Annotated in this window: 16 protein-coding genes; 6 read left to right on the forward strand and 10 right to left on the reverse strand. The window is 38.7% G+C overall.

The features are described 5' to 3' along the window. Positions 1–68: 68 nt before the first annotated feature. The 6 genes from BIZ36_RS04115 to BIZ36_RS04140 all read right to left on the reverse strand — a co-directional run bounded on the left by BIZ36_RS04115 (position 69) and on the right by BIZ36_RS04140 (position 7,590). Positions 69–1,094: a phytase gene (locus BIZ36_RS04115; RefSeq protein ID WP_187456604.1), complete on the reverse strand. Its 1,026-nt coding sequence runs from the start codon at positions 1,092–1,094 to the stop codon at positions 69–71. Between the two features lie 64 nt (positions 1,095–1,158). Continuing rightward, a complete protein-coding gene (locus BIZ36_RS04120; protein ID WP_187456605.1) occupies positions 1,159–4,056 on the reverse strand; it encodes a TonB-dependent receptor in 2,898 nt (965 codons plus the stop codon). 156 nt (positions 4,057–4,212) lie between these two features. Beyond that, positions 4,213–5,781, reverse strand: a complete 1,569-nt coding sequence (locus BIZ36_RS04125) for a tetratricopeptide repeat protein (protein WP_187456606.1) — start codon at positions 5,779–5,781, stop codon at positions 4,213–4,215. Between the two features lie 138 nt (positions 5,782–5,919). Continuing rightward, on the reverse strand, positions 5,920–6,180 hold the full coding sequence (gene rpmA / locus BIZ36_RS04130; RefSeq protein WP_187456607.1) for a 50S ribosomal protein L27: 261 nt from the start codon (positions 6,178–6,180) through the stop codon (positions 5,920–5,922). A gap of 67 nt (positions 6,181–6,247) precedes the next feature. After that, positions 6,248–6,934 carry a 50S ribosomal protein L21 gene (gene rplU, locus BIZ36_RS21390; protein WP_187456608.1) on the reverse strand — a complete coding sequence of 229 codons (687 nt, stop codon included), beginning with the start codon at positions 6,932–6,934 and terminating at the stop codon, positions 6,248–6,250. 185 nt (positions 6,935–7,119) lie between these two features. Then, positions 7,120–7,590 (reverse strand): DUF4199 domain-containing protein, encoded by a 471-nt coding sequence (locus tag BIZ36_RS04140; RefSeq protein ID WP_187456609.1) that lies wholly within the window; start codon positions 7,588–7,590, stop codon positions 7,120–7,122. 171 nt (positions 7,591–7,761) lie between these two features. On the opposite strand from BIZ36_RS04140, the gene BIZ36_RS04145 reads away from it, so the two are divergent. From BIZ36_RS04145 to BIZ36_RS04160, 4 genes are all read left to right on the forward strand, one after another. Then, positions 7,762–9,078 carry a M16 family metallopeptidase gene (locus BIZ36_RS04145; RefSeq protein ID WP_187456610.1) on the forward strand — a complete coding sequence of 439 codons (1,317 nt, stop codon included), beginning with the start codon at positions 7,762–7,764 and terminating at the stop codon, positions 9,076–9,078. Positions 9,079–9,107: 29 nt separating this feature from the next. Beyond that, complete coding sequence (locus BIZ36_RS04150) at positions 9,108–11,180, forward strand: M16 family metallopeptidase (RefSeq protein WP_187456611.1); 2,073 nt, start codon at positions 9,108–9,110, stop codon at positions 11,178–11,180. Positions 11,181–11,294: 114 nt separating this feature from the next. Then, positions 11,295–11,711, forward strand: coding sequence for a hypothetical protein (locus BIZ36_RS04155; RefSeq protein WP_187456612.1), 417 nt, complete (start codon positions 11,295–11,297; stop codon positions 11,709–11,711). Between the two features lie 98 nt (positions 11,712–11,809). After that, positions 11,810–12,238: a hypothetical protein gene (locus BIZ36_RS04160; RefSeq protein WP_187456613.1), complete on the forward strand. Its 429-nt coding sequence runs from the start codon at positions 11,810–11,812 to the stop codon at positions 12,236–12,238. Positions 12,239–12,242: 4 nt separating this feature from the next. Here the strand turns inward: BIZ36_RS04160 and gldD are convergent, their stop codons facing one another. The 4 genes from gldD to mutY form a co-directional block, all read right to left on the reverse strand. Continuing rightward, the gene (gldD, locus tag BIZ36_RS04165; protein WP_222937223.1) at positions 12,243–12,839 is read right to left on the reverse strand and encodes a gliding motility lipoprotein GldD; all 597 of its coding nucleotides are present in this window, start codon (positions 12,837–12,839) and stop codon (positions 12,243–12,245) included. 11 nt (positions 12,840–12,850) lie between these two features. Beyond that, the gene (locus BIZ36_RS04170) at positions 12,851–14,173 is read right to left on the reverse strand and encodes a gliding motility-associated protein GldE (RefSeq protein ID WP_187456614.1); all 1,323 of its coding nucleotides are present in this window, start codon (positions 14,171–14,173) and stop codon (positions 12,851–12,853) included. Positions 14,174–14,297: 124 nt separating this feature from the next. Next, on the reverse strand, positions 14,298–14,771 hold the full coding sequence (locus BIZ36_RS04175) for a single-stranded DNA-binding protein (RefSeq protein WP_187456615.1): 474 nt from the start codon (positions 14,769–14,771) through the stop codon (positions 14,298–14,300). A 20-nt stretch (positions 14,772–14,791) separates the two neighbouring features. Further along, on the reverse strand, positions 14,792–15,838 hold the full coding sequence (gene mutY, locus BIZ36_RS04180; RefSeq protein ID WP_187456616.1) for an A/G-specific adenine glycosylase: 1,047 nt from the start codon (positions 15,836–15,838) through the stop codon (positions 14,792–14,794). Positions 15,839–16,012: 174 nt separating this feature from the next. Here mutY and BIZ36_RS04185 point away from each other — a divergent pair, with 174 nt between their 5' ends. Continuing rightward, entirely contained in the window at positions 16,013–16,303 is a 291-nt protein-coding gene (locus BIZ36_RS04185; RefSeq protein WP_013992739.1) for an HU family DNA-binding protein, read from the forward strand. 301 nt (positions 16,304–16,604) lie between these two features. Then, positions 16,605–18,152, forward strand: a complete 1,548-nt coding sequence (locus BIZ36_RS04190) for an Rne/Rng family ribonuclease (protein ID WP_187456617.1) — start codon at positions 16,605–16,607, stop codon at positions 18,150–18,152. Positions 18,153–18,170: the final 18 nt, after the last annotated feature.

The following is an 18,170-nucleotide window of genomic DNA, read 5'->3' on the forward strand; positions in this document are numbered from 1 at the left end:
ACATCAAAAAAAGGCCCTTTTAACATTAAAAAGAGCCTTTTACAGGTGTGTACTAAAAAATATGAAACTTACTTCAAGCCCAACTTTTCTAAATTATAGAAGAAAAAGTTCTTTTCGTCGTTCATGGCAACGAAAAGTCCGCTCGAAAAAGTACTGTTCAATGGCACGGTCACTACATCGCATCCATCAGTTTCCAAGGTGCTTAAGTTTACGGCCTTTACAAATGAATTATCTTTTCTGGAGAAGATATTGAATTCTCCCTGCTGTTGGTTAGAAACGATCAAGTACCCTTCACCATTTTCATAAGTGGCAATAGCAATGCCTTCAATATCACTTTTAAAATATTCCCCACCAAAGCAAGAAAGTTCTTGGTTACCCTTGGATGGTTCTGCATAATATTTTCTAATACAATGTTGCTCATCTGAATAATAAACATAGCCCATTTCATGGTCTACCGCTATGGCCTCGATTTCTTTTTTTTCGCTAAAATTGCCAAACTTCCTCACCAACTCTGCATTGACGGTCCCTGAAGAATCTGGATTTAATTTATATTGGTACAAGTACCCTTCGGAAGGCCCGGATTTACGACCAACAATGGCATATACGGTTCCATCTTTAGGCGATTTGTACAAGGCTATACCCATGGGCAACTTCAATTCAGGGTCAGTTTCATCAGAAAAAACAGGATAACCACCATTATCCAAGGGTTTCATATCCGGAACTGAAAACAAACGTATCTGGTTTCTTTCCCTTTCTGTAAATGCGATGACATCCGTTTTCACAGAATCATTTAATTGCAAACCGTAAACCAAATCTACATTGTTGGGTCTTTTAATGCCGGTAATGGACTTCTCCATAATTATTTTCCCATTGAGATCAAAAGCATATACACCCCCATTGGTCTCTTTATCAGTACCAAAGACAATGCTTTTACTAGTATCTTCAGGATTAATCCAAATGGCAGGATCATCCGTATCATTGATGGTTTTTTCCGTAATAACATCCGGCGCAATAGGGGACAATTTACTTCCCGTTTTACAGGCGAACGCCAGTAATAGACAAATAAGAAGCGCTTTATTTGTAATTCTATCCATTTGATATTTTTTAACTATTGTAACAATGATTTTTACGCTGTGTATTCTATCGACCACTTTCACCTTATTTCTTGAACAAATCATATTTAATTCCTAAGGTTCCTCTTAGACTATAATATTCTGCCTGCATGGTGCGCCCACTTACTCCTTGGTAATAGCGGAGCGGTTGGTTGGTAATATTATTTAGATCGGCATATACCCTAAGATTACCTGTAATAGCATAACTGGCATTGAAATCAAGGAAGAATTGTTGATCGTAATACCTATCTTCAAAGGCGTTACCTCCTATTTCATCTATGTAGGCATCAGAAAAGTTGGCGGACAATCTTGCACTAAATTTCTTATCTGCATATCCAATGGAACCATTGAACATATTGGGCGAAGTGTTGGGCAAATCCAAATCATCCCTTTCATCACCATCCTCATTTCTAATGCCATCTGCACTAGATGTCAAATAAGTATAGTTGAGATAAACACTCATATTTTTTAAAAATCCAGGTAGAAAATCCAATTGTCTTTGCAGTGAGACTTCCGCTCCAAAAATCGAAGCATTATCACCGTTTAAAGGCTGGTAAACTTCATAGCCCTCCGTTCCTGCTCCAAATTCATTGGATGTAGTTTCAAATTGGTAGGTATATATAAAATCATTGATATTCTTGTAGAACACCCCCCCTGAAAGGATTCCCACATTACTAAAATAATGCTCCGCCATAAGGTCAAAATTCATTGAAGTAGTAGGTTCAAGATCTGGGTTACCTAGGTATATTTCGTCATCTTCATTTACAAATTCTTCCCGTGGGATCAAGTCTACGTAATTAGGTCTTGCCAAGGTGTTGGTCCATGCAAACCTAAGGACGGTATTATCCGTAGCGTCATATTTTAAATGAACGCCCGGCAATATATTGGTATATGAGTTGTTGGCTTCAACATCTTCGATTTCTATACCCTCATCTATTCCGGCTTCCTCATCTTCTTCAATAAAATTCACACGTTTGCCCTTAGAGGATAGGGATGTATTTTCAATTCTCATACCAGCCAGTAAACTAAGCTTCTCCGATAAGTTTTGATTGAACATGATGTAGGCTGCCAGCACATCTTCTTGCACATCAAAGTTTCCTGAGGCGTATTCCTCTGGTTTATCTTCACCCAAGGACGGACTTAAATTCAAATTACCTAACCAGTCCTCACTAGCGAACAAACCGGCCTGATATTGACTCCCCGCCAAGAAGTTAGAATCTGTAATATCCCTTACCGGAACCATGTTCATGGTAGAAAACTCATCTTCAAAGTCAAATTCAAAATAATCATTATTCCTTATTTTGGACTTGAACCTTCCTCTCGCTCCAAATTTGACACTCCCTTCACCATTGCCAAAGAAATCTGCAGGCAATTCAAAATTGGCAAAGAAATTAAGGTCTTCTTCCTCTGTATATTGATTTTCATTACTAATATCACTATACTCAAAATTTGCAGGAGCGGTATCTTCCGCATTTACCGGGGAAAAAATTGGGAACTCGGCGTCCGTACCGTTATTGATACTATATTCCGATTCAAACTCTGCATATCGTTCATCTAAACGCTCCTCTGAAGCCTTGGCATAAGAACCCATCCAATTGAACTTAAGCTTACCAAATAGATGTATACCGCCCAAGCTGTAATTTTGCATCCGTTGATCTTCCAATCTTCTGTTCTGATTTCGGCTGCTATTAATACCACCTTTGGATTGTCTTTTTACCTCCACCGGAAAACGGCTAGGATACCCATTGGTAATAGTAAAGTCATCTACTCCAATATCTTCCCCATCCAAAATTTCATGCTCCAACCTAAAACGATTTTCCCTATCGTCCCTCCAATTATACATTGATTTTAAGTAAATATTATGATCGGCATTAAAACGATAATCCAAATTAGCCGCAAAACTCCTACGTACCCGCTGCACCAAGTACGTCCTGTTCTCAAAAACATTGGGATAGGGGTTTACATCTACCTCTTCCAATATATCTTCGCCCTCTTCATCTTGTACACCACTATTATATTCAAACTCATCAGTCCACTCCGCTTCAATATTATGGGATCCAAAATCATTATCGTTCATGGTCGCGGATACCATCCATCCAAACTTACCGTTCTCTGTGCGGTCTCCAATCAACACGGAACCGTTCCAAATAGGCTTATCCGTTATGAAATTGATTCCTGAACCGGCCGTTGCGGAAACCCTAAAGCCCCTAGGTGCCGTTCTAGTAATAAGGTTGACGGACCCACCCATGGCATCAGCATCCATATCCGGGGTTACCGCTTTGTTTACCTCAATTGTCTGGATCATATCAGACGGAATCAAATCCATCTGTACATTTCTATTATCGCCTTCGGCGGATGGAATTCTACTACCGTTAAGAGTTACCGAATTTAATTGAGGCGATAAACCACGAACTATGATGTTTCTTGCCTCTCCCTGATCTACCTGCATGGTAATACCCGGGATTCGTTTTACGGCATCACCTATATTCGCATCGGGAAATTTACCAATTTGGTCTGTTGAAACCACATTGGTAATGTTCATGTTGTTCTTTTGGGTATTCAAGGCCCTTGATTGACTGCCTAGCCCATAGCCCAATACCTCAACCCCATCCAGTTCCATGGTTTTTGGGGTTATAAAAATGGAAACCGAAACCGTTTTATTTTCTTCTATAGTTACCTGCTTATCCACATCAGAATATCCCAGGTAACTTATGTTGACAGTATAGCTTCCAGCGGGAATGTCTACCAATGAAAAGTTTCCGTCAAAATCAGAAATAGCGCCCTTTTTTAGCTCTGAAATAACCACATTGGCCCCAGGAACCGATATACCACTTTCATCTGTAATTGTACCTGTAAGGTTCCCGTTTTGAGCTAAAACGGGAAGGCTACAAAAGGCAACAAATACCAATTGCAGCATTAATTTAATTATAATTTTAGAATTCATATTTGATTGGTTTTACGAATCCAAAATTATGTATATCAAACAGATACGATGTTTTTTAAATGGAAACAAAAAGGAAACAATGCAATTTTTCAAGGAAACAACAAGGCAACAATTAAGATAAATTTACATTGCAATAACAATTAGCTCACAAATGACCTATAAACGCGTTAAATAAGTGCTTAATTCTTCTTTTGAGTCTATGGGTAGTTTTTTTCTTAATCTATACCTGGCCACTCTTACACTGTCTGGCGTTAGATGAAGAATAGATGCAATTTCTTTGGAGGAAAGACTTAATTTCAATAACATTCCCAGTCTAAGTTCCGCAGGGGATAATACGGATAAAGCTTCATCGTTCAGTTTTTTAATAAACTGGGGATGAATTTCCTTAAAAAAAGCCAAGAATTCATCCCACTCCTGATCTTGCGTAAGACTTACTTCTATATCTTTTACGATATTTTTCAGCTTTCTCTTTAGGTCCATATTAGAACGATCCAAGCTATTTTTAAGATTTAAGGATAGATTGGAAAGCATCTTGTTTTTTTGCGCTAACTGCAAACTATATCTCGATAAAGCGGAGTTTTTTATTTGAACTTCCCTTTGTAGGTTCTCTTCCTCGATTTGTTTACGCTCCAATTCTGATTTTAATATGCGTTTCTCATAGGTTTGTAGCTTTAGGACCTCTCGTCTTTTTCGCTTCATATATAAAAACCAAAAAGTAGTCAATACCAAACAAATGATTACACAGGCCGCTAATAACCACTTTTGAAATCTATTTATTTCACCCTCATGCAATAGCTGCTTTATACGCAATTCTTTTTCTCGGGTATTGTAAATATTCTGCAAGGCACTAGCTTGATTTGCCCTGTACAGCTTTTCATTTTCTTCATCAATAGCAACAAAAGAAGCTAGGGAAGCATAAGCCATTTCAGGCTTATTGGCCAAATCATAAGCCTTTGCCAAATCCTTATAAGCACTTGCCTCTTCCTCCCTGTCTCCCAGCATTTGGGCAATGGAAAGTGATTCTTGCGTGTACCTTATTCCTTGGGAGTAATCACCTGTTTTTCTATATATATCCCCAAGATTATTTAAAATATTTGCCGATTTGTTATTCTTGAGTGCTCCGTTTAAATTATATGCCTTCTCAAAGAAACTTTTTGCCTTTTCATACTCCTGTAAATCCTCATAAATACTTCCCAAACTCTCATATACCAAGGTGAGACCTCTGGTGTTTTGCAACCTTTCAAAAACCTCCAGACATTTGTTTTGATACTCTAAGGCCATGATGTAATTACCCTTCTTTTCATAGCAATCCCCTAGACCGCTATAGGAAACGCCCAACAAAAAATCATGTCCTGTATTTTCAGCAATATTTTTGGACTTTTCAAAATAGCCAATGGCCATATCATAGTTTTTAAGAAGCATGTGTACGCCCCCAATTCTATCAAGGGTACCTAAATAAATAGAATCCGTCACATTTGTAGGCACAAGAAGAAGGGCTTTATTGTATTGATCAAGAGCTTCTGTATAAACCCCATTGGCCTCACAAAAATAGCCCAATTGTAGACGAGCCTTAATTACGGTTCTTTTATCTCCGTTCTTCTGAGCTTGCTTTAGACTTTGGTTGAGCTGGTTAAATGAGTGGTCTAAATTGCTTTGCTCCTGGGACCAACCGTCTGCTCCTAGGACAAAAACCGAAACTAAGCAAAACAAAAAAAGGAATCTCATAATCGCTATAAAAAAAGCACAAGATATTCCTTATACCATTTCCTTACATTAACTAAATATTATATTAACACAAGTATCAAAAAACAAAAAGCCCTATCCTTTGATAAGGATAGGGCTTCTAACTCTTTGAAAATTTGATTATGCTTCGAAAGGCTCTATAGAAACAAAAGACTTTCCTCCAGCTTTCTTTTCAAACTTTACAATACCATCTTTTTGGGCGTGTAAAGTGTGGTCTTTACCAGCGTACACATTCTCACCTGGATTGTGTTTTGTACCACGCTGTCTAACGATGATATTTCCGGCAATAGCGGCTTGGCCACCAAAAATCTTAACGCCCAAGCGTTTCGATTCTGATTCCCTACCGTTCTTAGAACTACCTACACCTTTTTTGTGTGCCATGATATGAAACTTTTAGTCGTGCAAAACTCGCTTTGCACTGGATTAATTAAATTTTATAAAAATGGACTTAGGCCTTTCCTCCGTCCAATTCATCTTGCCATTTCTTAAGCTCATCCCACTTACCTTCGGCAGCAAGTTTAGCTTGTGCAGGCCAAGTATCGGTCACGTGATTACCACGTACATCTGCGATTATTTCTGCCACTTTAGCAGCATCTGTCTTTGCCAATTCTGCAAAAGTATCAATACCTGCTTCCGCCAAAGTCTCAGCAATCTTAGGACCAATTCCTTCAATCTTCTTCAAATCATCTGCCTTTGCAGATTTCTTTGGAGCTGCCTTCTTAGGTTTTGACGCTACAGAAACATCAACACTGGCATCTTTACCGGCAGCTTCTGGCTTAGCAGCCTTTTTAGGCTCCTCCTTCTTGGCTGCTTTTTTTGCACCCTTGGCAACAATACTTTCAATTACAATCTCGGTCAAAGATTGTCTATGACCATTTTTCTTTTTGTAACCTTTACGTCTCTTTTTCTTAAAAACGATTACTTTGTCACCTTTTAGGTGCTTAACGACCTTAGCCTCAACAGCTGCGCCGTCTATAGCCGGGGCGCCTACAGTAATGTCCGATCCGTCTGCTAAAAGAAGTACATTGTCAAAAACAACTTTTTTGCCTTCTTCTTCCTGTAAACGGTGAACATACACTTTTTGGTCTTTTGCAACTTTAAATTGCTGCCCTGCCATCTCTACGATTGCGTACATAATTGTGTATATATTAGTTTTTTATTTGAGCCTATTTTTCAATAAGCGGATGCAAATATACGCCTAAATCCTTAATGTACAACACAATCCCCAAGTTTTTGAAGGACGAATTATTTCTTTAAACCGTAAACCAAACGTTCTAAAACTAAAAAAGGGGCAAAAGCCCCCATTTTATTAATTTTCAATTAATTGACACTCGTAGAAATTGGCTTTTTACTAATATTGTTACTTGTCTTGAATAACTGCATAAACGATAAGGTCAACACCAAACTGGTAGCAAAACCCATAATTGCGACAGTGAAAAAAACAATTCCTTCAAAGTTCTTAAAATCATTGAACCATACGGTAGTCAATTCTTGCAAGAACAATGCATTGATTTCCGTAGCGTAAAGAGCAAAAAATAACGTAAAAATTAATGTGGCAACAAAACCGGTAACCAATCCCGCTGTAAAACCTTTACCGTAGTCAAAACCATTGCGCACCTCCATCTTGTAATATTTTATGGCCTCATAAATACCAAAACCGGTAATTACGCCATTGAACAAACTAAAAAAGACATTGGTGTGCAGATTAAATAGGGATAGAATCAAGAAGTAGGCAATAAGACAGCCACTAGTGGCAACTCCAAAACGAATAGGCAAAGCAAACTGTTTCATATTCTATAGTTTTAAGATTCATTCTTTTAAATTAATGAATATCAGCCAAATAATTTTACTAATTCCTGTTAAATTCGAAATTGCACAGTAAAATTCCCACAAAAAAAACTTCATGTTGTAACTTTATCTAGTAGGATGCAACCCATAAATATCTAAACACATTATATGACCATGAAAAATTCACTTTTTTACCTGATACTTTTATTGGGAGTTCACTTGGGAGCCCAAGAAGTTAGGTTCGAAGAATACGACCTCCCAAACGGCCTACACGTCATACTCCATAACGATGAGTCGGCCCCTGTAGTCACAACTTCGGTAATGTATCATGTAGGTGGCAAAGACCGTACGGAAGGCCGCACAGGCTTTGCCCACTTTTTTGAACACTTACTTTTTGAAGGCACCAAGAATATTGAGCGAGGCAAGTGGTTTGAAATCGTTTCATCCAATGGGGGACAAAATAATGCCAACACTACCCAAGACAGAACCTATTATTACGAGGTTTTCCCATCCAACAATCTAGAACTTGGATTGTGGCTGGAGTCTGAACGAATGTTGCATCCAGTAATCGATCAAACTGGGGTAGATACCCAGCAAGAGGTCGTTAAAGAAGAGAAGCGACTTAGGTATGATAACCGGCCTTATGGCCAACTTTTAACAGTCGTTGGAAAAGAGCTCTTTAGTAAACATCCCTACAAAGACCCTAACATTGGATACATGGAAGACTTGGACGCCGCCACTCTTGATGATGTAAAGGCCTATAACGAAAAGTATTATGTGCCTAACAATGCAGTTCTGGTCATTGCCGGAAATATAGATGTACCACAAACAAAGAAATGGGTATCTTCCTATTTTGGCCCTATTCCAAAAGGAGCACCGGTAACAAGGAACTATCCTAAAGAAGATCCAATAACTACGGAAAGAAGAATTCAGGCCTACGATTCCAACATCCAAATTCCGGCCTATGTACTTTCCTACAGAACTCCCGGATTCAAAGAAAGAGATGCCTATGTATTGGAAATGATCTCTACGTACTTGAGTGACGGACAAAGTTCCAAACTCTACAAAAAAATTGTTGATGACCAAAAGCAAGCACTGCAAGTAGGGGCTTTCAATATTTCTCAAGAAGATTATGGTATGTATCTGGTATTTGCCTTACCTGTTGGTGAAACCTCTGGAGAAGTATTATTGGAGGAGATGGAAGAAGAAGTGGCAAAAGTCCGTAATGAACTGATTAGCGAGAGAGATCACCAAAAATTATTGAACAAGTTTGAAAACCAATTTGTGAACTCCAATTCCAGTGTAGCAGGGATTGCCAATTCTCTTGCAAGATACCATCTGCTCTATGGGGACACAGAACTGATCAATAAAGAAATAGAAATTTACCGTTCCATTACACGGGAAGAAATCAAAGAAGTGGCCAACAAATATTTGCAGCCCAACCAACGTGTAATCATAGATTATCTCCCCAAGGACGCACAGGCAAACTAATCACACGGTAAAACTTAATAATTATTCCCATGTTGAAAAAATATATAACACTCACCTTCATTCTTTTTACGGTGTGCCTTCACGCCCAGATAGATCGTAGTAAAATGCCAAAACCGGGCCCTGCTCCAGAAATAAACCTGGAAGAACCCAAAGGTTTCGAACTCAAGAATGGATTGGAAGTTCTGGTGGTTGAAAATCACAAACTTCCCCGAGTATCCATTCAATTGCGAATTGACAACCCACCAGTTCTGGAAGGCGACAAAGCCGGAGTGTCCTCTTTAATGGCATCCCTTTTGGGTAAAGGATCAAAAAACATTCCCAAGGATGAATTTAATGAGGAAGTAGATTTCCTAGGAGCGCGCATCAACTTTGGTTCCCAAAGTGCCTTTGCTTCTTCTCTTTCAAAGTATTTTGACCGGATTCTAGAACTAATGGCAGACGCAGCCATCAATCCTAACTTTACACAAGAGGAATTTGATAAGGAAAAACAAAAATTACTTACCGGACTTAAAGCCGAAGAAAAAGACGTTCCCGCTATAGCTAGAAGAGTCTCCATGGCCCTGGCCTATACAAAAAAACACCCCTATGGAGAATTTGTAACTCCAGAAAGCGTAGAGAACATTAAACTGGCAGATGTCATTAAATTCTACAATAACAATTTTGTTCCCGCCAATGCTTATTTGGTAGTTGTGGGCGATGTTGAGTTTGAACAGGTACAACAATTGGTGGAAGAAAAATTTACACCTTGGACAAAATCCTCCCCGTTGTCTTTTCAGTTTTCAAGACCCTCTGATGCGCTTTACACACAAATCAATTTCATTGATATGCCAAATGCCGTGCAATCGGAAATTACGGTTGAAAATCTAGTTAACCTAAAAAAGAATGATCCAGACTATTTGGCAGCCCTTTTGGCTAATGAAATACTCGGCGGAGGTGGGGAAGGAAGGCTTTTTCTAAACCTGAGGGAAGACAAGGCCTACACCTACGGTTCTTTTTCCGGTATTGGATATAATAAACATGTACCATCTAGATTTAGGGCAACGGCAAGTGTTAGAAATGCCGTAACAGACAGTGCTATGGTAGAAATTCTTAAGGAAATAGATAAAATACGAACCGAGCCGGTATCTGAAGAAGAACTAAAAAACACCAAAGCCAAATACACAGGAAGATTTGTAATGGCATTGGAAGACCCAGCAACAATAGCCGAATACGCCCTTGATATAAAAACGGAAAACCTTCCTAAGGACTTTTATCAAACGTATTTGGAAAAAATAAGTGCCATAACGGTGGAAGATGTACAAAAAGCAGCCCAAAAATATTTTAAGCCCTCTAACCTTAGAATTGTAATTACAGGAAAAGGTAGCGAAGTGTTGGAAAACTTGGAGAGAGCCACCTACAAAGGCAAACCACTACCTGTAAGCTATTTTGACAAAGAGGCCAATAACGTGCCTAAGCCAGATTATAGTACCCAAGTTCCTACAGATGTTAGCGTTAATGATATCCTTAACTCCTATTTAGAAGCTATTGGTGGAAAGGACAAATTAGAAGACATCCATTCAATTGCTTTGTTGGCCGAGGCCGAAATGCAGGGAATGAAATTGAACTTGCACATGAAAAAGACCGATAAAAATCAGTTCATGCAAGATTTACAGGTTGCTGGAAATTCCATGAGCCTTCAAAAATTCAATGGGGACTCAGGATTCGTTGTAGTGCAGGGGCAAAGAAAAGATATGTCCGCAGAGGAAATTGCCAAAGTGAAAGAAGAAGCAACCCCTTTTCCAGAACTTGGCTATTTAAGTTCCGAAAACATTACTTTGGATGGAATCGAGACCATTGAAGGAAAAAAAGCCTACAAACTTAAAATAAGTGAAGATAAAATCATTTTTTATGACCAGGAGAGCGGCTTAAAACTTCAAGAAGTCAATACTGCCGAAATGGGCGGTCAAACTATTGTTAGTACCATTACTTACCAAGACTATAAAGAAGTTTCCGGTGTTCAATTTCCACATTCATTGTCCCAGACCGTAGGTCCACAGAGTTTTGATTTCAAGATTACCGAAATTACAGTGAACGAAGGCGTTTCTGATTCAGACTTTGAATAAGGCACATTCCAACTATTTAAAAAAACGGACCAGATGATTATCGGGTCCGTTTTTTATATCGTCCGAACCACATATATATGCTTAGCCGTATATTTGCACTAAACCTATGAAAACATGAAAAAAGTACTTTTCTTACTTATTGTCCCTTTCCTATTCTTATCCGCTTGCAAGGAAGAAAAAGAACAAACCCAAATGCAGGAAGTAATGGCAATTCATGATGAAGTTATGCCAAAGATGAGCAAATTGGGCACTCTTGTTGGTGAATTAAATTCCAAAGAAAACGATAGTACGGAGCTTGGCCTTAAATATAGAGAAGCTAGAAAAGACCTACAAGCAGCACATAAATCCATGATGGATTGGATGCAAAACTTTGGCAACAGGTTTGACCCAGATGAAATTTTAAAAGGCAAGGAGCTAACCGATCAAAAACAGGAATGGCTCAATGAAGAAGAGAAAAAGGTGAAGGATTTAAAGGAACAGATCAATTCCAGTATTTCCAATGCCCAACAATTATTGGGAAAATCTGAATAAACAAACATTCTTAATCGAGTTTATCCGTCTTTCAAAGAAGTTTGAACCCTAACTTACAGAAGTCTATCTAATTTAGATTTGGTTTTTAATCTATACCTATGGAATTCAATACTAAGTTTATTACTAGATGCTTGGCAGTATGTTTTCTTATCCTTTCCGGAACGGTTTCTAGGGGGCAAGAAAAAGAAATGACCAAAATGCAGCAGGTCATGGCCCAGCATGATGAAGTTATGGATGAAATGCCCAAACTTTCCAAACTGATCAACCAATTACAGACCAAGGCTAATGCTTCCTACAAAAAAGAAAAGTATGAAAATGCCATTAGCGATTTAAAGTTGGCAAACAAGTCCATGATGAACTGGATGGCAAACTTTGGAAAAAGGTTTGAAGCCGATGAAATGATGAAAGGCAAAGAACTCACAGAGGAAAAGAAAAGATGGCTCTTGGAGGAAGAGAAAAAAGTGGCCTTATTAAAAGAAGAAATTGAAATTAGTATTTCCCAAGCGGAAAGAGTATTGGGCAATTAATTATTTATTCCTTCCATTTAAGGGTTTCCATAATAGCCCTAATGTCCTTTCTTAAGTACACAGCTGCGGGATAAATGGAGTCATAATTGGGCTTGGTATAAAAATAAAGCGATCCCGTTACAAAATGCCGGGTACTATCCGTTACATAAAACTGTGCCTGTGAGGCTGCATCTCCACTCACCTCATAAAACATGCCGTACACTTTGGCATCATCGTTTATAAAGGGCTGCTCTAAAATTCCATCTGCCTTAACAGAATGCTCATAACTAAACTTTTGGGCATCGGAAAATAATTTCTCCAAATTACCTTCTACTTCTTTATAATTGATAAAAATTTCACCTTTCATTTCCGGGTATCTCAATATCAAAGAATTGTTTTTGTCCCGCTTTAATTGAGCCAAATCATTATACTGAAAAGAGAACCTTTCCGTCTCCATACCTGCTACCAAAGGTTTTGAATACTCCAGACGAAGTTCCGCTTTTGGTTTTGGCAATACATCTTCCTTGCACCCCATAAAGCAAACCATTAGCAAAAAAACGAAGACCAAAAAACCTCCAATTCTTTCCAATACCGTTTTCTTACGTATGTTTAAACTATCCAAGGCACTAAAATTTAATTAGATATCTCAGGCTGAGGTAGGGTCACCTTAATTTGTTTCAGCCTTTTTTTGTCCATACTCTCTACTACAAAGACATGGTCGTTAAATTGAATTTTCTCTCCCCTTTTAGGGAAGCTTCCGGCTATTTCCAATACAAAACCTGCAACAGTTTCCGCTTCGCCCTTTTTTTCCTCAAATTCATCTTCGTCCACGAGTTTCGTTACCCTGTAGAAATCCCTAAGGGCTGTTTTACCATCGAATACAAAATTGTAATCATCCAATTTGGAAAATACAAGGTCCTCGTCGTCAAACTCGTCGGTTATATCACCTACTATTTCTTCAATAATATCCTCTAAGGTTACGATACCAGAGGTTCCTCCATATTCATCAACTACAATGGCCAAATGGTTTTTCTTCTCCTGAAATTCCAAAAGCAAATCGTCCAATTTTTTGTTTTCGGGCACAAAAAACGGCTCCCTGATCAAACTCGCCCAATTAAAGGTTTTCCTATCAATATACGGTAATAGGTCCTTTACATAAAGAACACCACTTACATTATCCATATTCTCCGAAAATACCGGAATCCTGGAATAGCCGTGTTTTTTAATCTCTGCCATGACCTCAGGGAACTTCATATCTTCGCTAAGGGCAAAAATGTCAATTCTAGGACACATTACCTGCTTGGTGTCTGTATTTCCGAAGGAAACTATTCCTTCCAGTATCTTCTGTTCCTCTTTAGTGGTATCTCCCTCATCTGTTAGTTCCAATGCCTGTGATAAATGGTCCACACTTAGATTAGAACGTTGTTTTCCCAATCTATTATAAAGAAATAGGGTACCGGAACGCATGGGCAAACTTAAGGGAGAGAACAAAATATCCAGCACTTTTAAGGGGTAGGACATAAAATGGGCAAAAGCCACCCTGTTTCTATTAGCGTATACCTTAGGTAAAATTTCGCCGAACATCAATATTAAAAAGGTAGCTACGACCACCTCCAGTACAAAGCGTAGCCACTCCAGCTCTATATCTGAAAAAAGAGTTTCTCCAATATCGCTAAACAATAATACAACCCCAATGTTTATGGCATTGTTGGCAATAAGTATGGTGGCCAAAAGCTTTTTTGGCCTATCCAACAGCCTTACAATAATATCTCCTTTAACAGATTTTTTATCCGCAATATCCTTAACATCCGTAGCCGAAAGTCCAAAGAATGCCACCTCCGCACCAGAGATAAGAGCCGAACAAATCAGCAATAGTACCAATATGGCAATTTGGAAAGCAAACGCACCACCAGAGACTAAAAATATGGAAAGCGCACTAAAAGGGTCAGGGTCCAACAGCTAGAGTTTTATGATAAAACGAGGTATAATCCCAATAATTATTTTGGTTGTACTAAAAACTAAATTATTTAAAATCCCTTAGAAACCAAAAGCCTTGTTTATCAGGAAAAATTTTTCCCGTTTAGAAAGGCAGATCGTCCTCAGGTTCACTTACCGAATGGCTTGGCTGACTGGCTTGTGCAGGTTTTTGACTTGATTGGGCAGCAGCTTGTGAGTTTCCACCACCATTCTGCTGCTGGTTATTGGCCATACTTTCCTTTTTGGTAGTCAAAAAGGTAAAATCCTGTACTTGAATCTCCGTGGAGTACCTAGTATTGCCATCCTCACCTTGCCATTGGCGGTTTTTCAATCTTCCCTCAACATATACCTTGTCGCCTTTGCTTAGGTATTTCTCGCAGATTTCTGCAGCCTTGTTCCTTACCACCACGTTATGCCAATCTGTATTGGTAACACGCTCCCCGGTTTGTTTATTAGTGTAGGTTTCATTGGTAGCAATGGGGAACCTTCCTATGCATCCGCCTCCTTCAAAATAGTGCATTTTAACTTCATCTCCCAAATGCCCTATCAACATTACTTTATTCAATGTACCACTCATATTCTCTTAAAGTTTAATGGTCAAAAGTACGAATTTTTAAACGTTTTCAAGAACTCCGCGATCAAAACCGGAACGGCAAATTCTTCGGCTTTTGAAAAGGAAATCCCATCTTTTAATTCATCTTTTAACTCAACAATCCAAAAAACGGTGTGCAGATGCCTATGCGAAAGCTTATGTACAATAGGCATTTCATTAAAACGGAAAACTGTATGGACCTTATTAATAATAGGAAACTGGTCTAACTGTGCTTCAATTTCCGGTAAGGTCATTTCCTTTTCTGATTCCAACAATGGAAACTCCCATAAATTGCGCCATATACCTTTGGATGTTCGTTGTCTAAGATGGGTTTCGCCTTTAGGGGAAATAGGAACCACGTAATTAAAATGAAGATGCTTTATTTTGGTCTTTTTAAGTTTAACCGGAAGCTCCTTTACCTTATTCGTCTTTAAAGCTTGACAACCTTCACTTAAGGGACAAAACATACAATTGGGATTCTGCGGCGTGCATTGCACCGCTCCAAACTCCATGATACCTTGATTATAGTCCCTGATTTCAGAAGAATGCATAACCTCCCTTGCCAATTCTTTAAAATACGCAATTCCTTGGGTGCTATTAATAGGTGTATCAATACCAAAGAACCTTGACAACACTCTATAAACGTTACCGTCTACCACAGGTTCTGGCCTACCAAAACTTATGGAAGCAATGGCACTAGCGGTGTAATCCCCTACCCCCTTTAAGCCCAAAAGCCCTTTGTAGGTATCCGGAAATTGACCGTTTAACTCATAGGCCACTTTTTGTGCGGTAGCGTGTAGGTTTCTAGCCCGAGAATAATACCCCAGACCTTGCCAAAGTTTCATGACTTTTTCCTCGGGGGCATCTGCCAAATCCCTAACGGTAGGAAAGTTTTCCACGAACGCATGGTAATAAGGCGTACCCTGCGCTACCCGAGTCTGTTGCAACATAATTTCGGACAGCCATATTTTATAAGGATCCGTGGTTGCCCTCCAAGGTAGGTCCCGCTTATTTACATGGTACCATTTGAGTATTTCTTCAGCAAAATTCATTTCAAAAAAATCGGAACCAAAAGTAAGGGTTTATACGCCAAAGCTCTAAACAGAATGGGATAATTGGCAAATGTAAGGTTGAACGACTTAAAATTAGTTTGTTAGCGGTTGGAAATGAATTTAATTTATATATTTGCATCCCAAAAAATTTATACTGAAAATTTAACACGACAAATGACGAAAGCAGAAATTGTATCAAAAATCTCAGACAAGCTGGGAATTGAAAAAGGAGATGTTCAGGCGACTGTAGAGAGTTTTATGGAAGAGGTAAAGTCTTCTCTTGAGGGCGGTGATAATGTTTACTTGCGTGGCTTTGGTAGTTTTATCATTAAAACAAGAGCTGAAAAAACCGGAAGGAACATCAGTAAAAATACCACTATCAAAATTCCGGCACATAATATTCCGGCATTTAAACCAGCCAAGGTTTTTGTAGAAGGTGTTAAAAGTAACGTACAGGTTAAATAATAGTAATCATTTAAATAAAAATTTATGCCGAGCGGTAAGAAAAGAAAGAGACATAAGGTGGCTACCCACAAGCGTAAGAAGCGCAGGAGAGCCAACCGACACAAGAAGAAATAAACCGTAAGGGTTGGTAAAAAGGGCTGATAATTTCAGCCCTTTTTATGCTAAATCCATTATTTTTCTTCACGTTCTTTGACATAGAGATTCAAAAAGAATTTCGGCGGATACATACTTCAAAAAAATCCGTTTCAATCATTGTTTAATCGATTCCGAATATATTTTTTCGGAATACAAATACATTCAGGTGAATAGAGAATTAATCGTAAGATCTAGTTCCGATGCCGTTGATTTTGCCTTATTAAAGGACGGTAAACTCACTGAACTGCATAAAGAGGAAGACAATAATAATTTTTCCGTTGGCGATATTTTCCTCGCCAAGATCAGGAAGCCCGTAACCGGCTTAAATGCCGCATTTGTCAACGTAGGGTATGAAAAAGATGCTTTTTTACACTATCACGACCTAGGGCCCCAATTATCCTCATTGCTCAAGTTCATAAAATTGGTGAGTACCGGCAAACTGAAAGACTATAACCTTGGCAATTTTAAATTTGAAAAGGATATAGACAAAAATGGCGTAATAACAGATGTTGTTAAAGCCAACCAATCCATTTTGGTTCAAATCGTAAAAGAACCCATTTCCACCAAAGGACCAAGAATAAGCTCAGAACTTTCCATTGCTGGACGCTATTTGGTTATGGTACCTTTTTCAGACCGTGTTTCCGTTTCGCAAAAAATTGCGAGTAACGAAGAGAAAGACCGGTTAAAAAGATTAGTAAAAAGCATTAAACCAAAGGGATTCGGGGTAATTATAAGAACAGTTGCAGAAGGTAAAAAAGTAGCGGAACTTGACAAAGATCTAGAAAACCTGTTGGCCAAATGGTCAACAATGTGTAAAAAAATGTATAAAGCACCTACACCTTCCAAGGTACTGGTAGAGCTTAATAGAGCTTCTTCCATTCTTAGGGATATCTTTAACGATACCTTTACGGGTATTCATGTTGATGATGAAGGACTTTATGACAAAATTCAGGACTATGTACAAGAAATAGCTCCTGGAAAAGAATCAATCGTTAAACTTTACAATTCCAACGTTCCTATATTCGAAAAGTATGGTATAGAGCGCCAAATTAAGACTTCTTTTGGCCGTACTGCGAGCATGAGCAAGGGCGCATACCTAATCATAGAGCATACGGAAGCCCTTCACGTAATAGACGTGAACAGTGGCAACCGATCCAATAAAGCTAAAAACCAAGAGGAAACTGCATTGGAGGTGAACCTTTTGGCGGCGTCCGAAATTGCAAGACAGTTAAGGCTTAGGGATATGGGCGGTATTATCGTGGTAGATTTTATAGACATGGTAAAGGCCCCCAACCGCAGAAAGCTATATGACCATCTTAGAGATGAGATGAAAGACGATAGGGCAAAGCATAAAATACTTCCGCCCAGTAAATTTGGACTTGTACAGATTACCAGACAGCGGGTAAGACCCGAAATGAATATTAAAACAACCGAGGAAAACCCTAACGGCAGTGGCAAGGAGATAGAAGCTCCTATTGTTTTGATCGATAAGATCAATGCCGATTTGGAAAAGCTTTTAAAGGGACCCAAAAAGGACAATGGTATTACATTAAATATCCACCCTTTTATTGCAGCCTATATTACCAAAGGTTTTCCGTCCATACGTTCCAAATGGTTCTTGGAACATAAAAAATGGATCAAAATACAACCTAGGGATGCGTATACGTATCTAGAATACCGTTTTAAGGATAAAGACGGTAAAACCATATATTAAAGAATTATTGCAAGCGGC

It is taken from the genome of Cytophaga sp. FL35, assembly GCF_014349235.1.
Classification (GTDB): domain Bacteria; phylum Bacteroidota; class Bacteroidia; order Flavobacteriales; family Flavobacteriaceae; genus Euzebyella.

Bases quoted from the DNA above. Each gene is read 5' to 3' on its own strand.
- BIZ36_RS04145 (WP_187456610.1), top strand. From the start codon at position 7,762: ATGAAAAATTCACTTTTTTACCTGATACTTTTATTGGGAGTTCACTTG.
- BIZ36_RS04185 (WP_013992739.1), top strand. From the start codon at position 16,013: ATGACGAAAGCAGAAATTGTATCAAAAATCTCAGACAAGCTGGGAATT.
- BIZ36_RS04150 (WP_187456611.1), top strand. From the start codon at position 9,108: ATGTTGAAAAAATATATAACACTCACCTTCATTCTTTTTACGGTGTGC.
- BIZ36_RS04115 (WP_187456604.1), bottom strand. From the start codon at position 1,094: ATGGATAGAATTACAAATAAAGCGCTTCTTATTTGTCTATTACTGGCG.
- BIZ36_RS04140 (WP_187456609.1), bottom strand. From the start codon at position 7,590: ATGAAACAGTTTGCTTTGCCTATTCGTTTTGGAGTTGCCACTAGTGGC.
- BIZ36_RS04175 (WP_187456615.1), bottom strand. From the start codon at position 14,771: ATGAGTGGTACATTGAATAAAGTAATGTTGATAGGGCATTTGGGAGAT.
- BIZ36_RS04120 (WP_187456605.1), bottom strand. From the start codon at position 4,056: ATGAATTCTAAAATTATAATTAAATTAATGCTGCAATTGGTATTTGTT.
- rpmA (WP_187456607.1), bottom strand. From the start codon at position 6,180: ATGGCACACAAAAAAGGTGTAGGTAGTTCTAAGAACGGTAGGGAATCA.
- mutY (WP_187456616.1), bottom strand. From the start codon at position 15,838: ATGAATTTTGCTGAAGAAATACTCAAATGGTACCATGTAAATAAGCGG.
- rplU (WP_187456608.1), bottom strand. From the start codon at position 6,934: ATGTACGCAATCGTAGAGATGGCAGGGCAGCAATTTAAAGTTGCAAAA.
- BIZ36_RS04125 (WP_187456606.1), bottom strand. From the start codon at position 5,781: ATGAGATTCCTTTTTTTGTTTTGCTTAGTTTCGGTTTTTGTCCTAGGA.
- BIZ36_RS04155 (WP_187456612.1), top strand. From the start codon at position 11,295: ATGAAAAAAGTACTTTTCTTACTTATTGTCCCTTTCCTATTCTTATCC.
- BIZ36_RS04160 (WP_187456613.1), top strand. From the start codon at position 11,810: ATGGAATTCAATACTAAGTTTATTACTAGATGCTTGGCAGTATGTTTT.